Origin of the sequence: Sporosarcina quadrami (assembly GCF_014836615.1) — a bacterium.
Classification (GTDB): domain Bacteria; phylum Bacillota; class Bacilli; order Bacillales_A; family Planococcaceae; genus Sporosarcina; species Sporosarcina quadrami.
In genome coordinates this window covers 27581-46068 of record NZ_JACSQN010000014.1, presented here as the reverse complement: position 1 = coordinate 46068, position 18488 = coordinate 27581, and the positions used below count along the sequence as shown (strand labels likewise).

Annotated in this window: 19 protein-coding genes and 2 pseudogenes; 9 read left to right on the top strand and 12 right to left on the bottom strand. The window is 39.3% G+C overall.

Annotated elements, in window-relative coordinates; all coding sequences use genetic code 11:
* Positions 1–19: 19 nt before the first annotated feature.
* Genes H9649_RS14250 through nagB form a run of 3 tightly spaced genes read left to right on the top strand, consistent with a single transcriptional unit; the run spans position 20 to position 2775 of the window.
* On the top strand, positions 20–289 hold the full coding sequence (locus H9649_RS14250; protein WP_191695573.1) for an HPr family phosphocarrier protein: 270 nt from the start codon (positions 20–22) through the stop codon (positions 287–289).
* Positions 283–1998 carry a phosphoenolpyruvate--protein phosphotransferase gene (ptsP, locus tag H9649_RS14245; RefSeq protein ID WP_191695572.1) on the top strand — a complete coding sequence of 572 codons (1716 nt, stop codon included), beginning with the start codon at positions 283–285 and terminating at the stop codon, positions 1996–1998. The genes H9649_RS14250 and ptsP overlap by 7 nt, the downstream gene beginning before the upstream one ends.
* Before the next feature lie 57 nt (positions 1999–2055).
* Positions 2056–2775 carry a glucosamine-6-phosphate deaminase gene (gene nagB, locus H9649_RS14240; protein WP_191695571.1) on the top strand — a complete coding sequence of 240 codons (720 nt, stop codon included), beginning with the start codon at positions 2056–2058 and terminating at the stop codon, positions 2773–2775.
* Positions 2776–2892: 117 nt separating this feature from the next.
* On the opposite strand, the gene H9649_RS14235 is transcribed toward nagB, so the two are convergent.
* Positions 2893–3600, bottom strand: coding sequence for a class I SAM-dependent methyltransferase (locus tag H9649_RS14235; protein ID WP_191695570.1), 708 nt, complete (start codon positions 3598–3600; stop codon positions 2893–2895).
* A 581-nt stretch (positions 3601–4181) separates the two neighbouring features.
* Between H9649_RS14235 and H9649_RS14230 the strand changes: the two genes are divergently transcribed.
* Positions 4182–4448 (top strand): YqhV family protein, encoded by a 267-nt coding sequence (locus H9649_RS14230; RefSeq protein WP_225229905.1) that lies wholly within the window; start codon positions 4182–4184, stop codon positions 4446–4448.
* A 262-nt stretch (positions 4449–4710) separates the two neighbouring features.
* On the opposite strand, the gene arsC is transcribed toward H9649_RS14230, so the two are convergent.
* The 5 genes and pseudogenes from arsC to H9649_RS14205 all read right to left on the bottom strand — a co-directional run bounded on the left by arsC (position 4711) and on the right by H9649_RS14205 (position 7559).
* The gene (arsC, locus tag H9649_RS14225) at positions 4711–5130 is read right to left on the bottom strand and encodes an arsenate reductase (thioredoxin) (RefSeq protein ID WP_191695569.1); all 420 of its coding nucleotides are present in this window, start codon (positions 5128–5130) and stop codon (positions 4711–4713) included.
* A 21-nt stretch (positions 5131–5151) separates the two neighbouring features.
* A pseudogene (locus H9649_RS14220) lies at positions 5152–5311 on the bottom strand (ArsB/NhaD family transporter); the annotation flags it as partial.
* 63 nt (positions 5312–5374) lie between these two features.
* The gene (locus H9649_RS14215) at positions 5375–5764 is read right to left on the bottom strand and encodes an iron chaperone (RefSeq protein WP_318241697.1); all 390 of its coding nucleotides are present in this window, start codon (positions 5762–5764) and stop codon (positions 5375–5377) included.
* 78 nt (positions 5765–5842) lie between these two features.
* Positions 5843–6415 (bottom strand): DUF3267 domain-containing protein, encoded by a 573-nt coding sequence (locus tag H9649_RS14210; RefSeq protein ID WP_225229904.1) that lies wholly within the window; start codon positions 6413–6415, stop codon positions 5843–5845.
* 175 nt (positions 6416–6590) lie between these two features.
* Positions 6591–7559: an NAD-dependent epimerase/dehydratase family protein gene (locus tag H9649_RS14205; RefSeq protein ID WP_191695568.1), complete on the bottom strand. Its 969-nt coding sequence runs from the start codon at positions 7557–7559 to the stop codon at positions 6591–6593.
* Between the two features lie 470 nt (positions 7560–8029).
* On the opposite strand from H9649_RS14205, the gene H9649_RS14200 reads away from it, so the two are divergent.
* A complete protein-coding gene (locus H9649_RS14200) occupies positions 8030–8458 on the top strand; it encodes a hypothetical protein (RefSeq protein ID WP_191695567.1) in 429 nt (142 codons plus the stop codon).
* A gap of 401 nt (positions 8459–8859) precedes the next feature.
* Here H9649_RS14200 and H9649_RS14195 read toward each other — a convergent pair whose 3' ends face one another.
* Positions 8860–9921, bottom strand: a complete 1062-nt coding sequence (locus H9649_RS14195; RefSeq protein ID WP_191695566.1) for a suppressor of fused domain protein — start codon at positions 9919–9921, stop codon at positions 8860–8862.
* Between the two features lie 216 nt (positions 9922–10137).
* On the opposite strand from H9649_RS14195, the pseudogene H9649_RS14190 reads away from it, so the two are divergent.
* Positions 10138–10704, top strand: a pseudogene (locus H9649_RS14190) (SMI1/KNR4 family protein); the annotation flags it as partial.
* A gap of 101 nt (positions 10705–10805) precedes the next feature.
* Here the strand turns inward: H9649_RS14190 and H9649_RS14185 are convergent.
* A complete protein-coding gene (locus H9649_RS14185; protein ID WP_191695565.1) occupies positions 10806–11309 on the bottom strand; it encodes a GNAT family N-acetyltransferase in 504 nt (167 codons plus the stop codon).
* 100 nt (positions 11310–11409) lie between these two features.
* Here H9649_RS14185 and H9649_RS14180 point away from each other — a divergent pair, with 100 nt between their 5' ends.
* Both H9649_RS14180 and H9649_RS14175 read left to right on the top strand, forming a co-directional pair.
* On the top strand, positions 11410–11616 hold the full coding sequence (locus H9649_RS14180; RefSeq protein WP_191695564.1) for a hypothetical protein: 207 nt from the start codon (positions 11410–11412) through the stop codon (positions 11614–11616).
* Positions 11617–11858: 242 nt separating this feature from the next.
* Positions 11859–12551 carry a M23 family metallopeptidase gene (locus tag H9649_RS14175; RefSeq protein WP_191695563.1) on the top strand — a complete coding sequence of 231 codons (693 nt, stop codon included), beginning with the start codon at positions 11859–11861 and terminating at the stop codon, positions 12549–12551.
* A gap of 74 nt (positions 12552–12625) precedes the next feature.
* Here the strand turns inward: H9649_RS14175 and H9649_RS14170 are convergent, their stop codons facing one another.
* On the bottom strand, positions 12626–13267 hold the full coding sequence (locus H9649_RS14170) for a hypothetical protein (RefSeq protein ID WP_191695562.1): 642 nt from the start codon (positions 13265–13267) through the stop codon (positions 12626–12628).
* Positions 13268–13480: 213 nt separating this feature from the next.
* On the opposite strand from H9649_RS14170, the gene H9649_RS14165 reads away from it, so the two are divergent.
* Entirely contained in the window at positions 13481–15286 is a 1806-nt protein-coding gene (locus H9649_RS14165) for a S9 family peptidase (protein ID WP_191695561.1), read from the top strand.
* A gap of 259 nt (positions 15287–15545) precedes the next feature.
* Here H9649_RS14165 and H9649_RS14160 read toward each other — a convergent pair whose 3' ends face one another.
* The 3 genes from H9649_RS14160 to H9649_RS14150 all read right to left on the bottom strand — a co-directional run bounded on the left by H9649_RS14160 (position 15546) and on the right by H9649_RS14150 (position 18487).
* Positions 15546–16118 (bottom strand): hypothetical protein, encoded by a 573-nt coding sequence (locus H9649_RS14160; protein WP_191695560.1) that lies wholly within the window; start codon positions 16116–16118, stop codon positions 15546–15548.
* A 195-nt stretch (positions 16119–16313) separates the two neighbouring features.
* Positions 16314–16823 carry a hypothetical protein gene (locus H9649_RS14155; protein WP_191695559.1) on the bottom strand — a complete coding sequence of 170 codons (510 nt, stop codon included), beginning with the start codon at positions 16821–16823 and terminating at the stop codon, positions 16314–16316.
* Positions 16824–17740: 917 nt separating this feature from the next.
* Complete coding sequence (locus H9649_RS14150; RefSeq protein ID WP_191695558.1) at positions 17741–18487, bottom strand: DUF2290 domain-containing protein; 747 nt, start codon at positions 18485–18487, stop codon at positions 17741–17743.
* Between the last annotated feature and the right edge of the window lies 1 nt (position 18488).

The window sequence follows — 18488 nt, the reverse complement described above, 5'->3', positions numbered from 1 at the left end:
ACTACTTGGAGGTATCATAATGGAAAAAACATTTAAAATCAGTGCTTTAGACGGACTGCATGCAAGACCATGCACACTACTCGTTTCAGCTGCCACCCCATTCAAATCCGAAGCAACTTTACGCTATAAAGACAGATCCGCGAATTTAAAATCAATCATGAGTGTCATGTCTCAAGCTGTTCCTACAGGTGCTGTCATCACCATTTCGGCTGTTGGTGAAGATGAAGTTGCATTGATGGAACGTGTAGTAGACATATTCATTTCTCAAGGACTTGGTGAAGAATGCTAGAACTACAAGGAATCGCCGTTTCAAGTGGAATTGCCATTGCCAAGGCCTATTGTTTAGTGGAACCTGAGTTACCTGTTGAAAAGATGGAAATAGAAAACATCGATGCGGAAATTGCACGTTTAAACGAAACGATCATCAAAACAAAGTCCGTACTAGAAACGATACGAAATGGAATGACCGACACGGTAGGTGAAGAACAAGCCGCCATTATTTCAGCTCATTTATTAATTCTCGAAGACCCTGAAATGATTGCTAGTATGAAGGATAAGATAAAACAACACGCTAATGCCGAATATGCGTTGAAAGAAGTAACGGATACGTTCGTCCAGTTATTCGAGTCAATGGATAATGCCTACATGCAAGAACGTGCTGCAGATATTAAAGATGTTGCCAAAAGATTGCTGGCAGGTTTAATGAACGTCGAGCTCCCTGATGTCAGCCTGATCTCCTCAGAAGTGATTATTGTTGCAGAAGATTTAACACCGTCCATGACAGCACAACTGGATACACGCTTTGTAAAAGGATTCGTCACGGATATTGGTGGTAAAACCTCTCATACCGCCATTTTAGCAAGAGCAATGGGCATACCTGCGATCGTCGGTACGAAAACTGCATCGAAGTCAATCCCCCATTGTTCCATGCTTATAATGGATGGTGACAGTGGAATAGTGCTTGAAGGAGCAACTGAAGAACAGCAACAGCATTATCGCGCACTCCAAAGAGAATTTAAATTACAGAACGAATCGCTACAGAAATTTAGTAGCTTACCAAGTCGTAGCGCTGACGGTCATTCAGTTGAAATTGTCGGAAACATTAGTAAAATAGAAGATATCGATTCTATTCTAACAAATGGCGGAGACGGCATCGGTTTATTCCGAACAGAGTTTTTATACATGGACCGGGATGAATTGCCGACTGAAGATGAGCAATATGACGTGTACAAATCCGTGCTTACAAAACTGGAAGGTAAACCTGCTGTCGTTCGGACACTCGATATTGGCGGGGACAAAGAAGTTCCCTATTTATCTTTACCCCACGAATCAAATCCTTTTTTAGGCTATCGGGCGATCCGGATTTGCTTGAACCAACAAGCTATTTTCCGGACGCAATTACGCGCATTGCTACGGGCCAGCAACTACGGAGATTTGCGCATCATGTTCCCAATGATCGCAACGTTAGAGGAGTTCCGAGAAGCAAAAGAGATTCTTCTTGACGTAAAACAGCAACTTGAAACGGAAGGCATTCCGGTTTCTGAAAAACTGCAAATCGGGATGATGATCGAGATTCCCTCAGCCGCAATTATAGCGGACCTGTTCGCACAAGAAGCTGACTTTTTATCGATCGGCACAAATGATTTGATCCAATATACGCTAGCGGCAGATCGTATGAATGAATCCGTTTCGTATTTGTATCAGCCATATCACCCAGCTGTGCTACGACTGATTAAAACGGTCATTGACGGAGCACATCTGCACGGGAAATGGGTCGGGATGTGCGGCGAGATGGCTGGAGACACAACTGCAATACCTATTCTTCTTGGACTAGGGTTAGATGAGTTTTCGATGAGCAGCTCCTCTATCTTAAGTGCGCGCAGGCAAATCGCTCAATTGTCCAAAGAAAAACTAGCTACGCATATAGAGCACATCTTTACGTTACGTACATCTTCTGAAGTCGAACAGTATGTGAAAACTATGCTTATGGAAATGTAATTCGCCTTATACTAAACAAGTAAAATCTTAAAGATTGCAAGGGAGGGCTGTTGGCAAATGAAAATTATTGAAGTAAGCGATTATGAAGATATGAGTGCCCAAGCAGCATCTTATTTCATTCATAAAATCCGAAACTTACCAACTATAACACTTGGCCTTGCGACTGGTGGTACGCCGAAAGGAATGTACATGAACATGATTGAAGACCATCGTCTCCACCAGACATGTTATCAGAACGTCACAACATTTAACTTAGATGAATACATTGGACTGGACGATGGAAGCAACCATAGTTATCGAACCTTCATGAACGACACCCTTTTCCAGCATCTTAATATCCAATTATCGAACACCCACTTCCCAGCAGAAGAGGAACAAATAGAGGCATCTGAATTTAATTCTTATGATCAGTTCATAAAAATACATGGTGGTATTGACGTACAATTACTCGGCATCGGTGAAAATGGGCATATCGGCTTTAACGAACCCGGCGCTTCCTTTCAATCAAGAACCCGAATTGTACAGCTGACCGACAGTACCCGTCAAAACAATGCCCGATACTTTGAGAACCTAGACAGCGTACCCACGCATGCTATCACAATGGGAATTGAAACGATTATGAACAGCAAAGAAATCGTGTTGCTTGCTTCAGGAAGTGCGAAAAAGGCCGCTTTGTCCAAATTGCTAGAAGGAGAAATTACTGAAGCCTTCCCTGCATCCGTCTTACACACCCACCCTTGCGTAACCGTTTTTGCGGATAAGGCTGCATTAGTTTAAGAACAAGGTGCCCGGCACTCAAACAATTCCGTTAAATGGAACAAACGTGTTAGTTTGAACTTTCGTGTTTGAATGAGTGCCAGGCACCCTATTTTGTTGTGTGCATCTTGCTGTAAATCATTTTTTTCTAAATAAAGCGGTCAATAAAGCGGAAACACCAAACAGTTCATTTGATCGTTCTAATTCTCTCATCTTTCTTATCTCTATTTCTTCAAAGTCTTTAAAGATGGTTCTTAATCTTTCTTCAGTAAATCCTAAGCCCCCCTGAAGACTTCGTAATCTGTAAACTTCCCAATCAGAAATGGCTGCTCCTCCCAACTTTCCACCTTGTTCAAAGCAAGTGATTGCAAAGTAACCACCCGGCTTCAATGCCTTTTGTACCAATTGAATGTAACTCATTCTTCGGTGAGGAGCAATATGGTGAAAACATCCGGAATCATAGATGACATCATATGCCCCTTCTTTAAATTGAATATCAAAAATGTTATTGTGAATAAAGTTTATCTTTAAATTTCTTTCTTTCGCTCGTTCAATTGCCCATCGCAGTGATTGTTCCGATAAGTCAACTGCATCCACTGCATATCCTTTTTCTGCAAAGTATATTGCATTTCTACCCGGACCACAACCAAGTTCAAGAGCTTTCCCTGAAGTTCCAGAAAGAACATTATTGAAATAGCTTGCTAAATTTTCATCAGGTTTATTGACGAAAAAAGGAATACCTTTTTCACGATTAGAATAAAAATCATCCCAAAAGCTAGTTGGTTCACGTAGTAAAGCGTCTAACATCAACAATAAGTCTTCATTGTCATTAATTGTATCTTGCAAAACTATCCCCTCTTCCTAAGTTCAATCTTTAATACATAATTAATTATAGATTGAATTTACACGAAGTTAGTTTCATTCAGATTAATATTACATTAAAAGAATGAGATTTTAAATGTTATACCCAATGTAACTATCGTCCATACAACATGTTTAAAAGCATTGAATTGCGTTCCAAGCAAAGATTATGAGGGACGGTATTACTCTATATTAAAAAGCCTAGAAATAACGCTCATGCCGTTTAAAGTGAAGTGTTATTTCACTTTCTGAATTATATTATTACGAATATTACTGTTACATTAGTATTGTAACAAATACATTACAAATAGCAGCCGTAAGTTAATTATATCTAGAACGCAGTGGTTATTTCCCCAGTTAAAACGTCATGCATGACACCGACACGCTCATCGAACTTCGCAATCTGTGTTTCCCCTCATAACTTGATAAGTCGTTTCACTAGGTATCGCGTTCCTACAGAAATTGTTTTTTATAATGAACACAAGTCGTCTTACATATAGTATGAAAAGTCCAAAAGGAAAACTAAAATAAAATGGATGAATAACGAAGGGGACGAGGCAACATGATTGGTTGAACGAGCATTGTTACTAATTATCTTATTACGCATCTTTTCCGGCAGTGTAGACATCGCTGCAGCCATGTTAATGTACAAGTTTAATGATTTGGAAAAAGCTTTTTACATCAACACACTATTAGCTCTTGTAGGTCCTTGTATCTTAATCATCACTACGGCAATCGCATTATTCGGTCTCACTGAAAAGATTTCTCTCATACGAATGGTCTGCCTCTTTGCTGGCATTACGCTAATTCTAATTAGTTTGAAATCCAACTAACTATAAACGGCGCAACACAATCGATTGCAAGAAAAAAAAGACCGCTTCATGTGACTGACATGAGGCGATCTGTATATTCATAAACAGTTAGATCTTGTCTATAGAAATCCACTTGGTCCGTAGACACTTGTTGAAAAACACATTGCAGGATCAAATACTTCAACCTTTTTTTATTACTAACATCTCCTATATCACCGCATCATTATATCTTTATATATTTATCACAAGGAAAGTCTTGATGTGAATCCACAGCCTGTTTTTCTTATTCTCCAGTTTTAGAAAAGTGTTCAATCCTTGCTCCAATTTCATCGCGTACACGTTGGAAGAATGCCCATTTCTCTTCATCTTTCCCTTCTGCTTTTGCAGGGTCATCGAATCCCCAATGAGCACGTTTCACATGAGCTGGTGTCATCGGACACTTGTCAGCAGCATCACCACAAAGAGTGACGACAAAGTCTGCATTATTTATGATTTGCGGATCAATAATATCCGAAGTTTGAGGCGAAATGTCAATGCCAACCTCATTCATAGCCTTAACAGCATTCGGGTTTACTCCGTGCGCTTCAATTCCTGCACTGAAAACTTGCCATTCATCACCAAGATACTTTTTTCCCCATCCTTCAGCCATTTGGCTACGGCATGAGTTACCTGTACATAAGAAATAGAGTATTTTTTTCGACATAATAAATCCCCTTTTTGTGTTTTATTGTATGAACGATAGCCATAAATACAGTCCGATTAGTGTAACAAGTAGTGTCGGGACTGTTAAGATAATACCAACTACCCCAAGAGATTTTTACACCTTTTTGAGACAGTACATGCAGCCATAATAAAGTGGCTAAAGAGCCGATTGGCGAGCATCGCGCGGGTGCCTCTTCTCAATGATCCGACTCCATTGCCCCTCCACATTCTGGTCATTCATTCCTTTAACAATCCGTATCCTCACCAGCGCGCCACATATCAACGGTTTTATGGATAAATTGCTCCAATCCAGTGTCTTCCATCTTGATCGTCTTCTTCACTCGAATACAGCCTTTACCATAATTATAGCCCGCTAATAGGGTTTCAGCGTTTTCTACTTTATCGATTGTCCCTACATAAAGGCTGACATAATGTTTCTGTGCATTTAAAGCAAAGATATAGTGATCACCTTTCCCATAATTCAACATTTTATAGCGAATCACCTCATCCAATTCAGGTGCATAAGCCATAATCATTTGCCGAATCGCAAGCAGCTTCTCTTTCCGCCAATCCTCTTCTAGCATCTCAATGTATTCTTCATAATTTTTCGCGTCATATTGCATGCTCAACCTCACTCCTACCCTCTTCAGTTTTCCTGTACTTAACGCCTGGAACGCTTCCCGGTAATGGAATCGTCCCCTGTTTTCTTTGACTCAACTGACAATCTTAAATCCTACTTCCTTCCGACGTGGATGACTTGTTTCGCGATAATACCCTCTACAAAATTCAGATCGATTGGGTTTCATTATGATCAAGATCGAATTCACAATATCAGAAGCAGAGATGATTAAATTGAACCAACCGATAAATAACAGAAGCGTTTTCAGATCCCCCAACACAAAGAGAGAAGCAATAGCCGGGATTATTGACAATCCGATAAAAGGTAAGCTCATGAAGACCCAATATCTCTTTTTAGATAGAATTGAATTTGTGTGAATCCAAAAATAGATTCCCTTGAACGTTAAGCTCATGTCGCCTTTCTTATGTATGACGAGCATATGAATCGCTTCGTGTATGACAAATACGAGAAGCATGATTAACAAAAGGGGAAAGTTTTCTAGTGGAGCAAGACTTCCCAAGTACCAAATTGGTGTTAGAATAAAGGCGGCCATTAATACGTAAACAATCTTCATAAAATGCTTTCGCAACCAGGCTTGTCGAATGAACGGTTTCCATTCTTCGACATCCATACGTATCTGCGGCAAATGACGAAACCATATGATCATACATGTCCCTGCCTTTCCTATAATCAAGTACCTGTGCAAGATTCAATTCTGTCAATTCACTACAATTGCATAATAATAAAAACAAGAAGTCGCATTTGACAGGTTTGCAAAAAAATCATGCATAACTATTCAATTTTGTTGAATTATCATGAATGTTTCTTGCACAGGCACCGATTCAATTTGACAATTCAATTAATAATTTCTCGATTTCCTTCGTTGGTCCAACTTTGCATGTTCCAGAATCAAGTTGCGCAGCCCATTCCCTCGTATCGTCCGTAGTGTCTCGAAGGGGACGAATCGAAAGCCCAGCTTCTACTGCTTTAGATGCATCGACAATAAAAAAGCCTTGTGGAAACTGTTCCGTAATAGGCATCCATAATGGGAAACGATGCTTTGGCTCCATTTCCACCTTTGCCATAACCGTGTCAGGAATGGCGATTGTCTCAGTTCCTTGATCAGCAATTAATTCATCAATGAATGCTCGGAATGAAACGGGTTCGGCTGCAGCATTAAACGTCCCGGTTTTATTCCCCTCAATCATGTCTATTATCCATTTTGCCAAATCGCGAACATCGATCCATTGTACTTTCCGGTCCCCTTCTGGTATGGCAATCGGCCCTTCCTCCACAGTGCGCATAGCCCAATAGGTGAACCTATCAGTCGGATCATCCGGACCTACGACAATACAAGGTCTGACAATAAGAGCCTTTTCGCCAAATCCTTCAATCACTTCCTTCTCGCACATTACCTTTAGCGGACCGTACGTTTCACCCGTCACTTCATCTGTATTTACAGTATGTGTAAATTTCGTTCCATTCTCATCAACATCGCCTTTTGAGAAATCATCATACACTGAAATCGTCGAGATAAATGTATAATGATCACTTTTTTCCTTCAGTGCCTCAATAACTGGTTTTACATCATTCGGCGTATAACCGCTTGTATCAATTACAGCATCCCAATGTTCTAGGGCAGCCTGATCCATATTTGTGCGCCGATCCCCAACAATGCGACGACATGCTGGGAATAAATCCGGATTTGTTTTTCCGCGATTGAATAGAACTACTTCATGTCCGTTTAGTAGTGACTGCTCAACAATATGACGACCAACAAACGATGTTCCGCCAATAACTAATATTTTCAAGTGAAAACCCCCAAAGTATTGTGAATTAAAAATAGTATCCAACAAGTACTTGTTCTCTATTTCGGGTCACAATTCCTTCAACTTTAAAAAAAACATCAATTAGACCCAAGTGTTGTTTAAGGCTTTGAAATATGCTCCTGACAAATATACAACACATATTAGGGTGGAGCTTTATGGAAGTGACACATACAGATTAACGCGAACTCAAATAGGGTTGTAAAGTTACTTTTTTTGTTTTAAATAACGACAAAAACAACTGCTTTACATCTTTAAAAAGTTATAAGGAGACACCGTTCTGTTTGATATAGTATAGTTATCGCATCGCACTACTGTCAGAATTAAACCGAGTAAATTATTATAAGAATACAGTTGCTTAAACAAACAACAGGTTAGTCAAAGAATTAATTCTTGATTTTCAACTAAGAGAAGTTTGCAATTTATGCCAATTCAACTTAAAGAGGGTGTAAATAATGAGTAAGAAAATCGTTATCTATCCAATAATTGGCGTACTTGCAATAGGAATTCTGTTTTTGAAGTACACTGATTATAAGGAAAAAGGTCTAGATTCATTGTTTGTCCAATACTCAGAGGACTTTAAATCTATAGCTTTTGAGGCTTATGATAATAATAAATCGATACCAGATGACAAAGCAGTGATTGATGAGTTGACAGAATTTTTAAGCCATTATCAAGTTATGAAGATAAAACACGCAGAGTGGGATACCGCTGTTTCAAGAGAGAAAGGGGTCTGGATAGACATTCAATCTGAAAATAAATTACTAACAATCTTATTTTTAGAAAAGCATGTTCATATGCCAGGTTTTGGATATTACAAGGTTATTAATGGACCGATTGATATTGATTGGATACAAAGCTTTCAAGAGAAACATCGACAATAAATCATGGATAATTTGGTATCATCAACCAAAATATGACGGGTACTTGTATGAAATCTAATTCATTCAATTCACTACAATTACATATTAATTAAAACTTGAAGTTGTATGTATTAGGTTTATGAATTTCTTCCGAATTACCTTCCAAATCAGTTGAATTAACATGAATGGTTCTTTCACAGGCACAGCAAAACTTCGCAGCGGCTACCGTCTCAAAATGAATAGTAATGACATAGGCTTGTCAACCAGAGATCGGACCTAACACACGAAATCCAAGTGTATTCTTCTATTAATTGCTAGTAGCTTGAACGCATATGCAACTTTCTCACATTTTCACCTAACCGTTTCACAAATTAGATGACAAGCAGTAAGTCTAGGTGATACCGTTGGGAAGTTGTATTTGTTCACCCTACAGTCGATATCACCTGTCCATCTTGATCCTTAATATACGTTTTAACGACTTGGATGATTAAGTCATTATAAGAAGATAAACGAATTTCTCCTTCTTTCGGTAGAAGCTTGTCCTTGAGTTCGTTGACAACCGCTTCATCAAGTTGTAAATGTACCGTCCCCTCACCTGTTTTAACTCTAGTTGTTGAAGCAGGCTCCAATGTTACGCTTATTTCATTGCTCACTAACCTCAAATCTTTCCCTTTCAGCAGTCGACCGCGTAGTAGCTTGCCAACCGTATCAGCTTGTTTTGCTCCTAGTGTGAGCACAGACGGCTTCTTTTTGAACAACCCATTCTTTCCGGGTTCCCAAGCCAATTGATCCACGAATAAAAAGCCAGTGCTCGATCCATCACGGTCTATTCCTACTTGAACACTTTCCTGAACAGCAGGATTGTGCAGCATGGAAGTTCGGGATAAATCTGTAATATAACCAGGAATCTCCTCTTTCCCAGCTTCAAGCAGTCCCCTAGTATTCCATATTTTCATAGCCTCCAGCTCATCCTCAGTGATCCCCACCATTTGAAGGAACTCAACGCGCCCATTCGGCGTATTTAATGTACCTAATTCCGTGTCGGGCATAAAGGCAAGAGCGGTTAGCTCAGTATCAGCTCCCAAGCAGATTGGACCATTCGCATCCAAATAATCACCTGCCGCGAAAACATTGTTGCTCGTAAACACATATCTCCCCATGTTTTGAAGCAGGTTCAATGCCCATGCCGGGGGCTCCTCCTCATCCTCACTGCGTGCTACCCGAAAAGAAAGCTCAAACCCATAGCCGCTATATTCGGTATCGCCCGATTCCTTCTCATAAAGCTCTGAAAAACCAAATGTAACTATATGCCAGTGAAGCGAAGGTGTTTCCGCTTTATACGCACTAAGGCCATCTAATGGGTCTTGTCCACCAAGCATATAAGGAATTGTGGTGCCGTAATGCTTCGGCTCCTGTTCACCGTATAGTTTCGTTACCGCCGCTTCAATTGCATCCCATCCTATTGTGTTCATTTCTTCCGTCATTCTTTTCCCTCCATCTCGTACTGTTTCACCTTCTAGTAATCTATTAAGTATACTAAAAAATGACTGAAATAAATAATGGCCACTTGTCCTAGATCTAAATTAGCGGCTTTAGATATACCATTAGTTAGATAATTCTAGAATCCTTTATCTCCAAATGTTACTATTATTTGAATGGTAGAGACTACCAACAATTACAGATATCAATGGGAGGCAGAAATGGAAAAAAAGCGTATAGGTAACGAGGGGCATGAAGCAGACAACCATCTTTTTTCGGAAGTGTTCTTAGCCGATTTCTGGGAGGACAGCGAGTATGCAATAGAATCTTATCAATCGGAGCCACCTACAGATGAACTAATCGATTCGATTGAGAAAGAGCTTGGTTACAAGCTTCCATCCTCTTTTATTCAACTGATGAAGCATCGGAATGGCGGAGTGCCGATGAACACCAACTATCCAACAGAGGAATCGACTTCCTGGGCTGACGATCATATTGCCATTACAGGGATTATGGGAATTGGTCGCGAGAAAAGCTATTCTCTGTGCGGGGGGCTCGGCAGTCCATTTATGATCGAGGAATGGGGATATCCCGACATCGGCGTAGTGATCTGCGATTGTCCTTCAGCCGGTCACGATGTCGTCATGTTAGATTATCGAACATGCGGTACAAATGGAGAACCTGCAGTTATTCATGTCGATCAAGAAGATGATTATAAGATTACTTTCCTTGCGGATAATTTCGAGGAATTTATCAAAGGTTTAGTAAACGATGAACAATATGATACGTAATTGCTGATCGGGTTCATGAAGAGCTTGCTTTTAAAGCAGGCTCCTCTTCCTTCTTGTTATGAAGAGTAGCATATCCCCAGACGAAACCACAACCATTATCATTTAGCCTCTTCCAGCAAGTCTCTTACCTTTAATCTTTTAATATACCAAGCGTCCATCGTAGAATGCTCAGAACCTGAAAGAGGTTTATTTAATAAATCAAATCCGTATTTCTCGTACAAAATACACGCTGTTTTCAATTCGTGCATCGTTTCTAAATAGCATTGCTCATAATGCTCTTCCGCAAACGATAAAGCGACTTCCACTAATTTTCCGCCTAGCCCTATACCTTTCACCGTTTCAGCCAAATACAACTTTTGAAGTTCACAAATCGCATGTTCCTTGTCGAAAGGGGCAATACCAATTCCACCAACGACTGTATTTTCCATTTCGACAATCCAATATTTTGCATGCTTTAAATTGGCGTAGTAAGTGTATAAATCGCTCAGCTGCGGATCAAAATAAGCTGTCCCAGGTACATTCAAACCTAATTTCTCTAAAGAACGTTGAATGACTTTTTTAATTGCTTCATTATCTTTTGGTTGAATTTCACGTATAATCATGTTAAATTCTCCTTTGGCAGTGGACGAAATCCATAATTTTTTCCTGATTATAAATGATATTGTAAAGGATTCATGCAATAAAAGAAAAGGTGGCTATACAATGACAGGCAAGTCACTAGCGGATTATCAAAAAGAATATGAACGAATCATCTTCTTCGACCAACCGCGAAAGGATATACTATTAGAAGGTCTACAGACAGAAATGGAAAAACAATTCAAGCTTCCTATGCGAAGCAAGGAATGGAAAAAGGAAAACCAAAAAATTATAGCGATGTACCGAAAAATAGTTATAACACGGACGCTATGAAGATTGGCCAACGAAGCCACTCTTTTTTTACGTTCGGCTGTAGATTTACTTTAACCATATTGGGAATCCAATTCGCATCGGTCAAATACCTCTTTTAGTTTCGCTATGTCCCCATCACTTAGCCCCTTTTAGATTTTATGTACTATTATCATTTCAACTTCAACACAAACTTTTTCTTCTTGTGTTAAATTGCACTGTTAGTTTAATAATGTAAGTAAAGAATTGACGAAGGAGGATATGAGATGATTGATGCACGTGAGCCGATAATATTACAGTTTCCTTTGAGAGGAGAATGGCTCTCCCCTAACACTCCAGGGACAAAAATTCCGAGTCATGGCACAAACAAATTTGGATCAAGATATGCTTATGACTTTGTACAAGTGGATTGGGAAAGAAAGGGCTGGCCCGCCTATCGCGTCAGTCTGGCGCAATATCTACTTTTCGGGGTTCCCTTAGATCAATATTATTGTTGGGGGCAAGATGTATATGCGCCTTGCGACGGTGTCATTGTCCAAGCAGCGGATGGCTATAAAGAACGTCCACGAACAAAATTGCTTTTAGATATGTCTAACGCCTATAAAAATGCTCATTATTTTGACCCGAAGATAGATGACATCCAATCAGTTGCTGGCAATTACATTATTTTAAAATGTGCTGACAATGTATACGCTGGATTCGTCCATCTTCAAACTGGATCTATTCAAGTTTCAGTTGGTCAGCTTGTTAAAAAAGGTAATGTTATTGGTAGAGTCGGTCATTCAGGTAACTCCTTCGCTCCGCATTTACATTTTCAACTGATGGATAGCCTTGACTTAGCTACTGCAAATGGATTGCCCTTTGCTTTTGAACAGTACGAACTATTTAAAAATGGCAAATGGGTACAAGTAAATAATGGAATTCCAACAAATAAAGATCGAATAAGATTTCAAAAGTAAGAAAATCCCAAATTGCAAGCTGGCGACTTACCTATTTATCATCTCAAAAATCTTATCATACTACTATCAATCAATTAGAATTCATATGCAAATGCAGTCTGATGATCCACCAACAGCCGCCGTTCATTCTTGACGACATTGTGGTAATCAATCTCCAAATAATAGATAGCCTTACTCAGCAAGTCATAGAAGAATGGAACAAACTCCAGATCATCAAAGACAAATACACCAATCTGTTTTGCCTGCTTTTTAAAAGCTTCCGTGATGCGATGGTTCCCATTAATACAATAGGGCTTTCCTTCAGTTATATACTGGCTTTGAAGAACCATGACAGGGTTCTTGTGGTTTGTCTTTATATTGCTCGTGTCTGTGTTGACATTGCCCATATCGACCGACTCAATAATCGAAGAAGGCTGATAGATGACAGACTCGAGCTGATTCTCATTAATCAACGAAGTAGCCCCGTCAATATCCAGCGCATAATCAAAAACCCCTGACGGAAATTCGGCAAACAGAGAAAACGTCTCCCGCCCACTCGGGTGAACTACCGGATATTCTTCGTCTTTCAGCTGCTTGACGATTTGTTTCCACCGAGCAGCAATTTCCGCTCCTTCACTCGATGCCTGCTCCATCTCTTGAATCCTTCCTTGCATATGCTCAAAAGGGTTAAATTTCAGTGATTCTTTTTCATAGTAAAGAATCTTGCTTACCACCATGGCTAACACCTCTCTCTATTTTCTATCCTATCAGAATAAACCATCATTAAAATTTTATTTACTTTTCAGGCTTTCTTCTATTAACTCGCCTCACTAGATAATCGTATTTACCATATTCATTAACTAGAGAACGTTTCACTAACAAAATTTGTTTCAACAGTCAAAATAATATAACATATAAGTGGGTGTGTGAAAAAGGGAAGGGGCTAAAAAATGATTCATGTAAAAAAGAAGTATTCGATTGAGCAATTTATGAATTGTGAGAGTTTGATAGGAATATCGATTTCTCCTGATGATGAAAAAATTCTACTGGGGAGTAATCGTTCGGGTGTGTACAACGCGTATGCGTTTTCCCGTTCGGGCGACAAGGTCGAGCAACTGACAAGCTCAGATGACGATTTCATCATTCCGAAGGGATATTTCCCGGATGGACACAAGTTCCTGTTCAGCAGCGACCAAGGTGGGAATGAAATTACGCATTTATATATTCAGACGGAAGATGGAAAACAGATCGATTTAACGCCTGGCAAAGAAGAGAAAGCCGAGTTTCACCGCTGGAGTCTGGATGAGCACTCCTTTTTCTATGAATCCAATAAGCGCAATCCTAAGTATATGGATTTGTATGAAATGAATATCGACGCACTGGAACCAACATTGCTGTTTACGAATGAAGACGGTTATTACGTATCCGCGATTTCCCATGACAAAAAATACGTTGCCTTGCACAAGCCGCGGACAGCAAATAATTCCGATATGTTTATTTATACGAAAGAAGATGGCGTGAAGCATTTGTCAGAACATGACGGCGACGTTCACTATCAACCTGTCACATTCGATTTAGATTCCAATTTCTTATACTTTTTAACAGACGAAGACCATGAGTTTTTATACTTGAAACGCCTTTGCTTAATGTCCGGCAAGACAGAAGTTGTAGCGAAAGAAGACTGGGGAATTGTAGCCGCTCGCTTCTCGCCTACTCATAAATACTTGTACTACTATGTAAATCATGATGGGAAAATGGAAGTGAAGGTGCTAGAAACAGCAACAGGCAATGCGGTTGAAATTGCTGATTTTCCTGAAGGACAAATTAGCGGTTTGGCCATTTCAAAGAGTGAAAAATATATGGTGTTTTTAGTAAACCGGTCAACAGCTCCTGCAAACTTATATGTATACGATTTTGAAACGAAAGAGTTGAAGTGCTCAACAAACACACTGAACCCCGAAATTGACGAAAACGATTTAGTCCATGCAAAAATTGTTCACTTCCCTTCTTTCGACGGCCTTGAAATACCAGCCATTTACTATGAACCGCATTTGGAAGACGGTGAAAAAGCACCAGCACTCATTTATGTCCACGGTGGACCTGGTGGCCAGTGGACCGTCGATTTCAATCCAATGATCCAGTATTTAGTCAATCACGGGTATGCAGTACTCGCTGTAAACAATCGAGGGAGTTCTGGATACGGGAAGACATTTTTCAAGGCAGCTGATTTAAAGCACGGCGATGTTGACCTAGCCGATTGTATTGAAGGAAAAACGTTTTTAATCGAAACAGGCAGAATCGATGAAAACCGGATCGGCATCATCGGCGGTAGTTACGGAGGTTACATGACACTTGCTGCCCTCACCTTCCAACCAGATGCATTCAACGTCGGCGTCAACATATTCGGTGTATCCAACTGGGAACGTACACTAAAAAGTATTCCGGCATGGTGGGAAGCAAGTCGTGACCTGCTCTACAAGAAAATCGGCGATCCCTACACACAAACGGACTACATTCGCAGCATCTCGCCACTCTTCCATGCCGAAAACATCAACAAACCGCTCATCGTCCTACAAGGCGCAAACGACCCACGCGTCCTTCAAGTAGAATCCGACGACATTGTGGAAAAAGTGAAAGAAAACGGTGTGCCTGTGGAGTATATTATCTTTGAAGATGAAGGGCATGGGTTTACGAAACGGGAAAATCAGATTACTGGTTTTCGGGCTATACGGGAGTTTTTGGATAGGTATTTGTGATAGATTATAAATGATTTAGATTCCGGTGACAGTCACTAAAACTAACGTGTTTGTTTGAAATTTTGCGTTTATATGAGTGACTGGCACCAAAGATTTAATTAGAAAACGACAGAGCAGTATAAATAGTGCATGAACTCTCCAAGCGGAAAGTTCATGCTTCTTTTGGTTATTCATAAAATCGAGGGAAGCTTGAATTCTACAATTGGTACGCTAAAGTGTATGATACCTATCACTCATTCAATCTAAACTATAAAAGATTTTACTTCTCTTCCTTCCAATTGTTCAACTTTTCCATTGTCAGATCATACGTTTTTTGTGAAATCTCCGGAAGTGTTCCGCCCATTGCCGCTTTCGCTTGCGCGAACCCATCTTCAATGGCCCCTTTTAAAAGTTCGAATTTGCTTCGATCCCCTCCAGAAATCGCGTTCGCAAACTCCACAAGACGGTCACTCACTTTTTCAGGACTATGCTCCCCACCGGCTTCGATGGCTGCCTGTGCATCTAAACGCGTAGCTTCGTCTACAACAAGCTGTTTCTCCCCGCTCAAGACATCTTTGAAAGTCATTCCTTGCTCTTTAAGAAGCTGACGAACTAAGTTGCGCAGTTGTTCGAAAGCTTGATCGCTCTCCGCTTTAAGCCTCTCAATCGTAGTTACATCCGGCTTGAATGCCGGTTTTTCATATGTAACACTTTGTTCTTTCTCAGAGGGGATGTATTTATCCACTTGTTGGTTTTGCTGAACAACTGACTCATTTTTCTTTGCATCGTCTTGCTTTGCTTTAGGTTGTACCGGCTTCTGATGGGAAGTGACGTGATTCGGGTTTATTTTCATGTGTATGCCTCCTGTTTTTTTCAAACTAGTTTGTTAATATATCGGTCAATAAAAACAAATTTCCATAGTCGGACGAAAGATAGACCATACACTTCAAAATTCTTCGTACATCATCACTCTAAAACCACATTAAACGAAGGTAGTGATTGGAACTGGTACTGCCCAGCGTGAAGCCATGTTACGCATATTTTGCAATCACCACGTTTCTCCCTTCGTCAAATCCAACTTAAATTCTGTCAATTGCAGTTTGCGCAGAAAAGGATTTATTATTTCTTTGTTATCTTTCTTACTTTCTTTAATAGGTGTTAGCTCGTTGTGAGGGCTTTGCTGGTAGTTTGTTGTACGGGTTGCCAGCCCTCTTTCAGTATGCTGATAAAACCCCCAGTTTGTAAGGGTGATGAGCCTGCTCTTCGTTGTTGATTCGTTTGTTAGAAATCCATATTTCTCAAAACGCCTCAAAGCCGTCCGAACGTTCTGAACCGTAATATACTCGCCGCTCTCTTTCGCCAAACTTGCAAGTGATGTCAGAATTTGACCAGGCTGCAATGTATATTTTTCCCCTTTCCACTCCCACTCCCTCTTCTCGTAAGTTGCCATCATGAGTAAAGTGACCAGAATTGCTTGCTGCTCCGGCCTCGACGTCTTCCATATCGGCTGATCCTTCAGCGCCCGATGCAATTTCAACCATCCCTTATCCATTTTCATTCCAATTCCTCCTTTTAGATGACCAGTCATCTCATCTTCTATATAGATTGGAAAGTAGCAAAAGGATACAGGCGTGGAACATTTATTTTTCGGAATTAAAAAAAGCACAATTTCCTTGCGAGAAATGAGCTTGGATTCGTAATAGGATTATCAACTAACACTTCAGGAGAAGCCTTAGAACTTCCAAAATAATTGTTTTAATCTATATATATGATTTCCCCCTTTTTATTTTTCAAAATTACAGACCCCTCTCTTTGCAATAAATATTATTGTAAAGATTGTTATGAATCCAATATTAGACTAAATAATTTCAATAAGATCATTTCAAATCATCAACTCTCAAGTAAAGAACAGAGTTAGCAAAAAAAAGAAGAGCAGCATTGGCTACCCTTCTCTTTCACGCGCTCTCTATCGGATTAATTTGATTCACATCTTATTCCCTATCTATAGTATACCATCATCTGATTCACTTTTATAGACTACTTTTCCCGCCACCACTGCCTTATACTGTAATACGCAAGTCAAAAAGCAAAAGGGGGCAACTGTATGAACGAGAACAAAAACAGCTTAGATCCAGGTCCGTTCTTTCATGGTACGAAAGAATTTTGACGGTGTTTGTGACAGAACAATCACGTTAATTTAAGCAATTTCAATGGTTATACTAGCAATCATAACAAACATTATACCTATAACGTCCAGATTATATGTATATACAATTGTAGTGAATTAACTGAATTCAACCTTACACAGGTACCTGTTTTTAAATTATATAAGATATAAAGATAACTCACTCAATTACAACGGATTAGATTTTTTTATATACAAATTACAATGAATTAACTGAATCCAAACATGCACACGCAACTTAAAATTAATTCGAAAGTCTTCTGTGTAAAACATGTGTAATCTATTTCGTTCTAAAAAGTATAAGTAGTATATATTCTATCGCCTATACCATCGGTTCTTAAATCTTTACACTTTAGCCAATGTGAAGCCTCATTCAGCATTCTTTCACTTATTAACGAACTTTTAGTCAGTTCGTAATTAATATTGGGATAACAATTTTCGATAATAAAAACAAAAAACTTATATAAACAAAAAATCTCACTATTCCTAGCACGTGTGTTAGTGTGTTGAAAATGTATGTGAGACGTTGGATGGAAAGAAGCTTTATCACTTTTCGCATCATAAGTAATGTCATAGTCAATTCTAATAGGTGTACGCAAGTTAAAATCAAGATACTTGAAATTATCTACTTCTTCTATGTTATCCATGAATTCCGACATCTGTAATTCATCTATACTTCCATCATCTAATTTAAATATTTTTATCCATTCTTCTGAGAATGGACAAGGATACCAAAGTAAATTATAAGAAATCAATTTATTTAATTCATCAAATTCATAATGAAATTTAGCTATCGATCCATCGACAAACAAAAAATGGTAAGAGCGGTTTTTAAATAATGTCAAATACTGCTTACAGTTATTAAAATATTTTGCACTCAAAGGACTTCGTTCATCAAATATAGGCATTTGATTGGTAAATGTGAATAAATTATTGTGGATAGTAGGTTCTATATATCCCAATATTAATTTGTCTTTATACATATCTTTTAAAACGTTAAATTGCTTATATAATTGTTCGCTCGGCCTTTTTTGCATA

Excerpts from the sequence above, each read along its gene's own strand:
- H9649_RS14185 (WP_191695565.1), bottom strand. The coding sequence starts at position 11,309 with ATGATTATACGTGAAATTCAACCAAAAGATAATGAAGCAATTAAAAAA.
- H9649_RS14170 (WP_191695562.1), bottom strand. The coding sequence starts at position 13,267 with ATGGTGGTAAGCAAGATTCTTTACTATGAAAAAGAATCACTGAAATTT.
- H9649_RS14250 (WP_191695573.1), top strand. The coding sequence starts at position 20 with ATGGAAAAAACATTTAAAATCAGTGCTTTAGACGGACTGCATGCAAGA.
- H9649_RS14210 (WP_225229904.1), bottom strand. The coding sequence starts at position 6,415 with ATGATCATATGGTTTCGTCATTTGCCGCAGATACGTATGGATGTCGAA.
- H9649_RS14165 (WP_191695561.1), top strand. The coding sequence starts at position 13,481 with ATGATTCATGTAAAAAAGAAGTATTCGATTGAGCAATTTATGAATTGT.
- ptsP (WP_191695572.1), top strand. The coding sequence starts at position 283 with ATGCTAGAACTACAAGGAATCGCCGTTTCAAGTGGAATTGCCATTGCC.
- H9649_RS14155 (WP_191695559.1), bottom strand. The coding sequence starts at position 16,823 with ATGAAAATGGATAAGGGATGGTTGAAATTGCATCGGGCGCTGAAGGAT.
- H9649_RS14180 (WP_191695564.1), top strand. The coding sequence starts at position 11,410 with ATGACAGGCAAGTCACTAGCGGATTATCAAAAAGAATATGAACGAATC.
- H9649_RS14160 (WP_191695560.1), bottom strand. The coding sequence starts at position 16,118 with ATGAAAATAAACCCGAATCACGTCACTTCCCATCAGAAGCCGGTACAA.
- arsC (WP_191695569.1), bottom strand. The coding sequence starts at position 5,130 with ATGTCGAAAAAAATACTCTATTTCTTATGTACAGGTAACTCATGCCGT.
- H9649_RS14195 (WP_191695566.1), bottom strand. The coding sequence starts at position 9,921 with ATGACGGAAGAAATGAACACAATAGGATGGGATGCAATTGAAGCGGCG.
- H9649_RS14200 (WP_191695567.1), top strand. The coding sequence starts at position 8,030 with ATGAGTAAGAAAATCGTTATCTATCCAATAATTGGCGTACTTGCAATA.
- H9649_RS14175 (WP_191695563.1), top strand. The coding sequence starts at position 11,859 with ATGATTGATGCACGTGAGCCGATAATATTACAGTTTCCTTTGAGAGGA.
- H9649_RS14150 (WP_191695558.1), bottom strand. The coding sequence starts at position 18,487 with ATGCAAAAAAGGCCGAGCGAACAATTATATAAGCAATTTAACGTTTTA.
- nagB (WP_191695571.1), top strand. The coding sequence starts at position 2,056 with ATGAAAATTATTGAAGTAAGCGATTATGAAGATATGAGTGCCCAAGCA.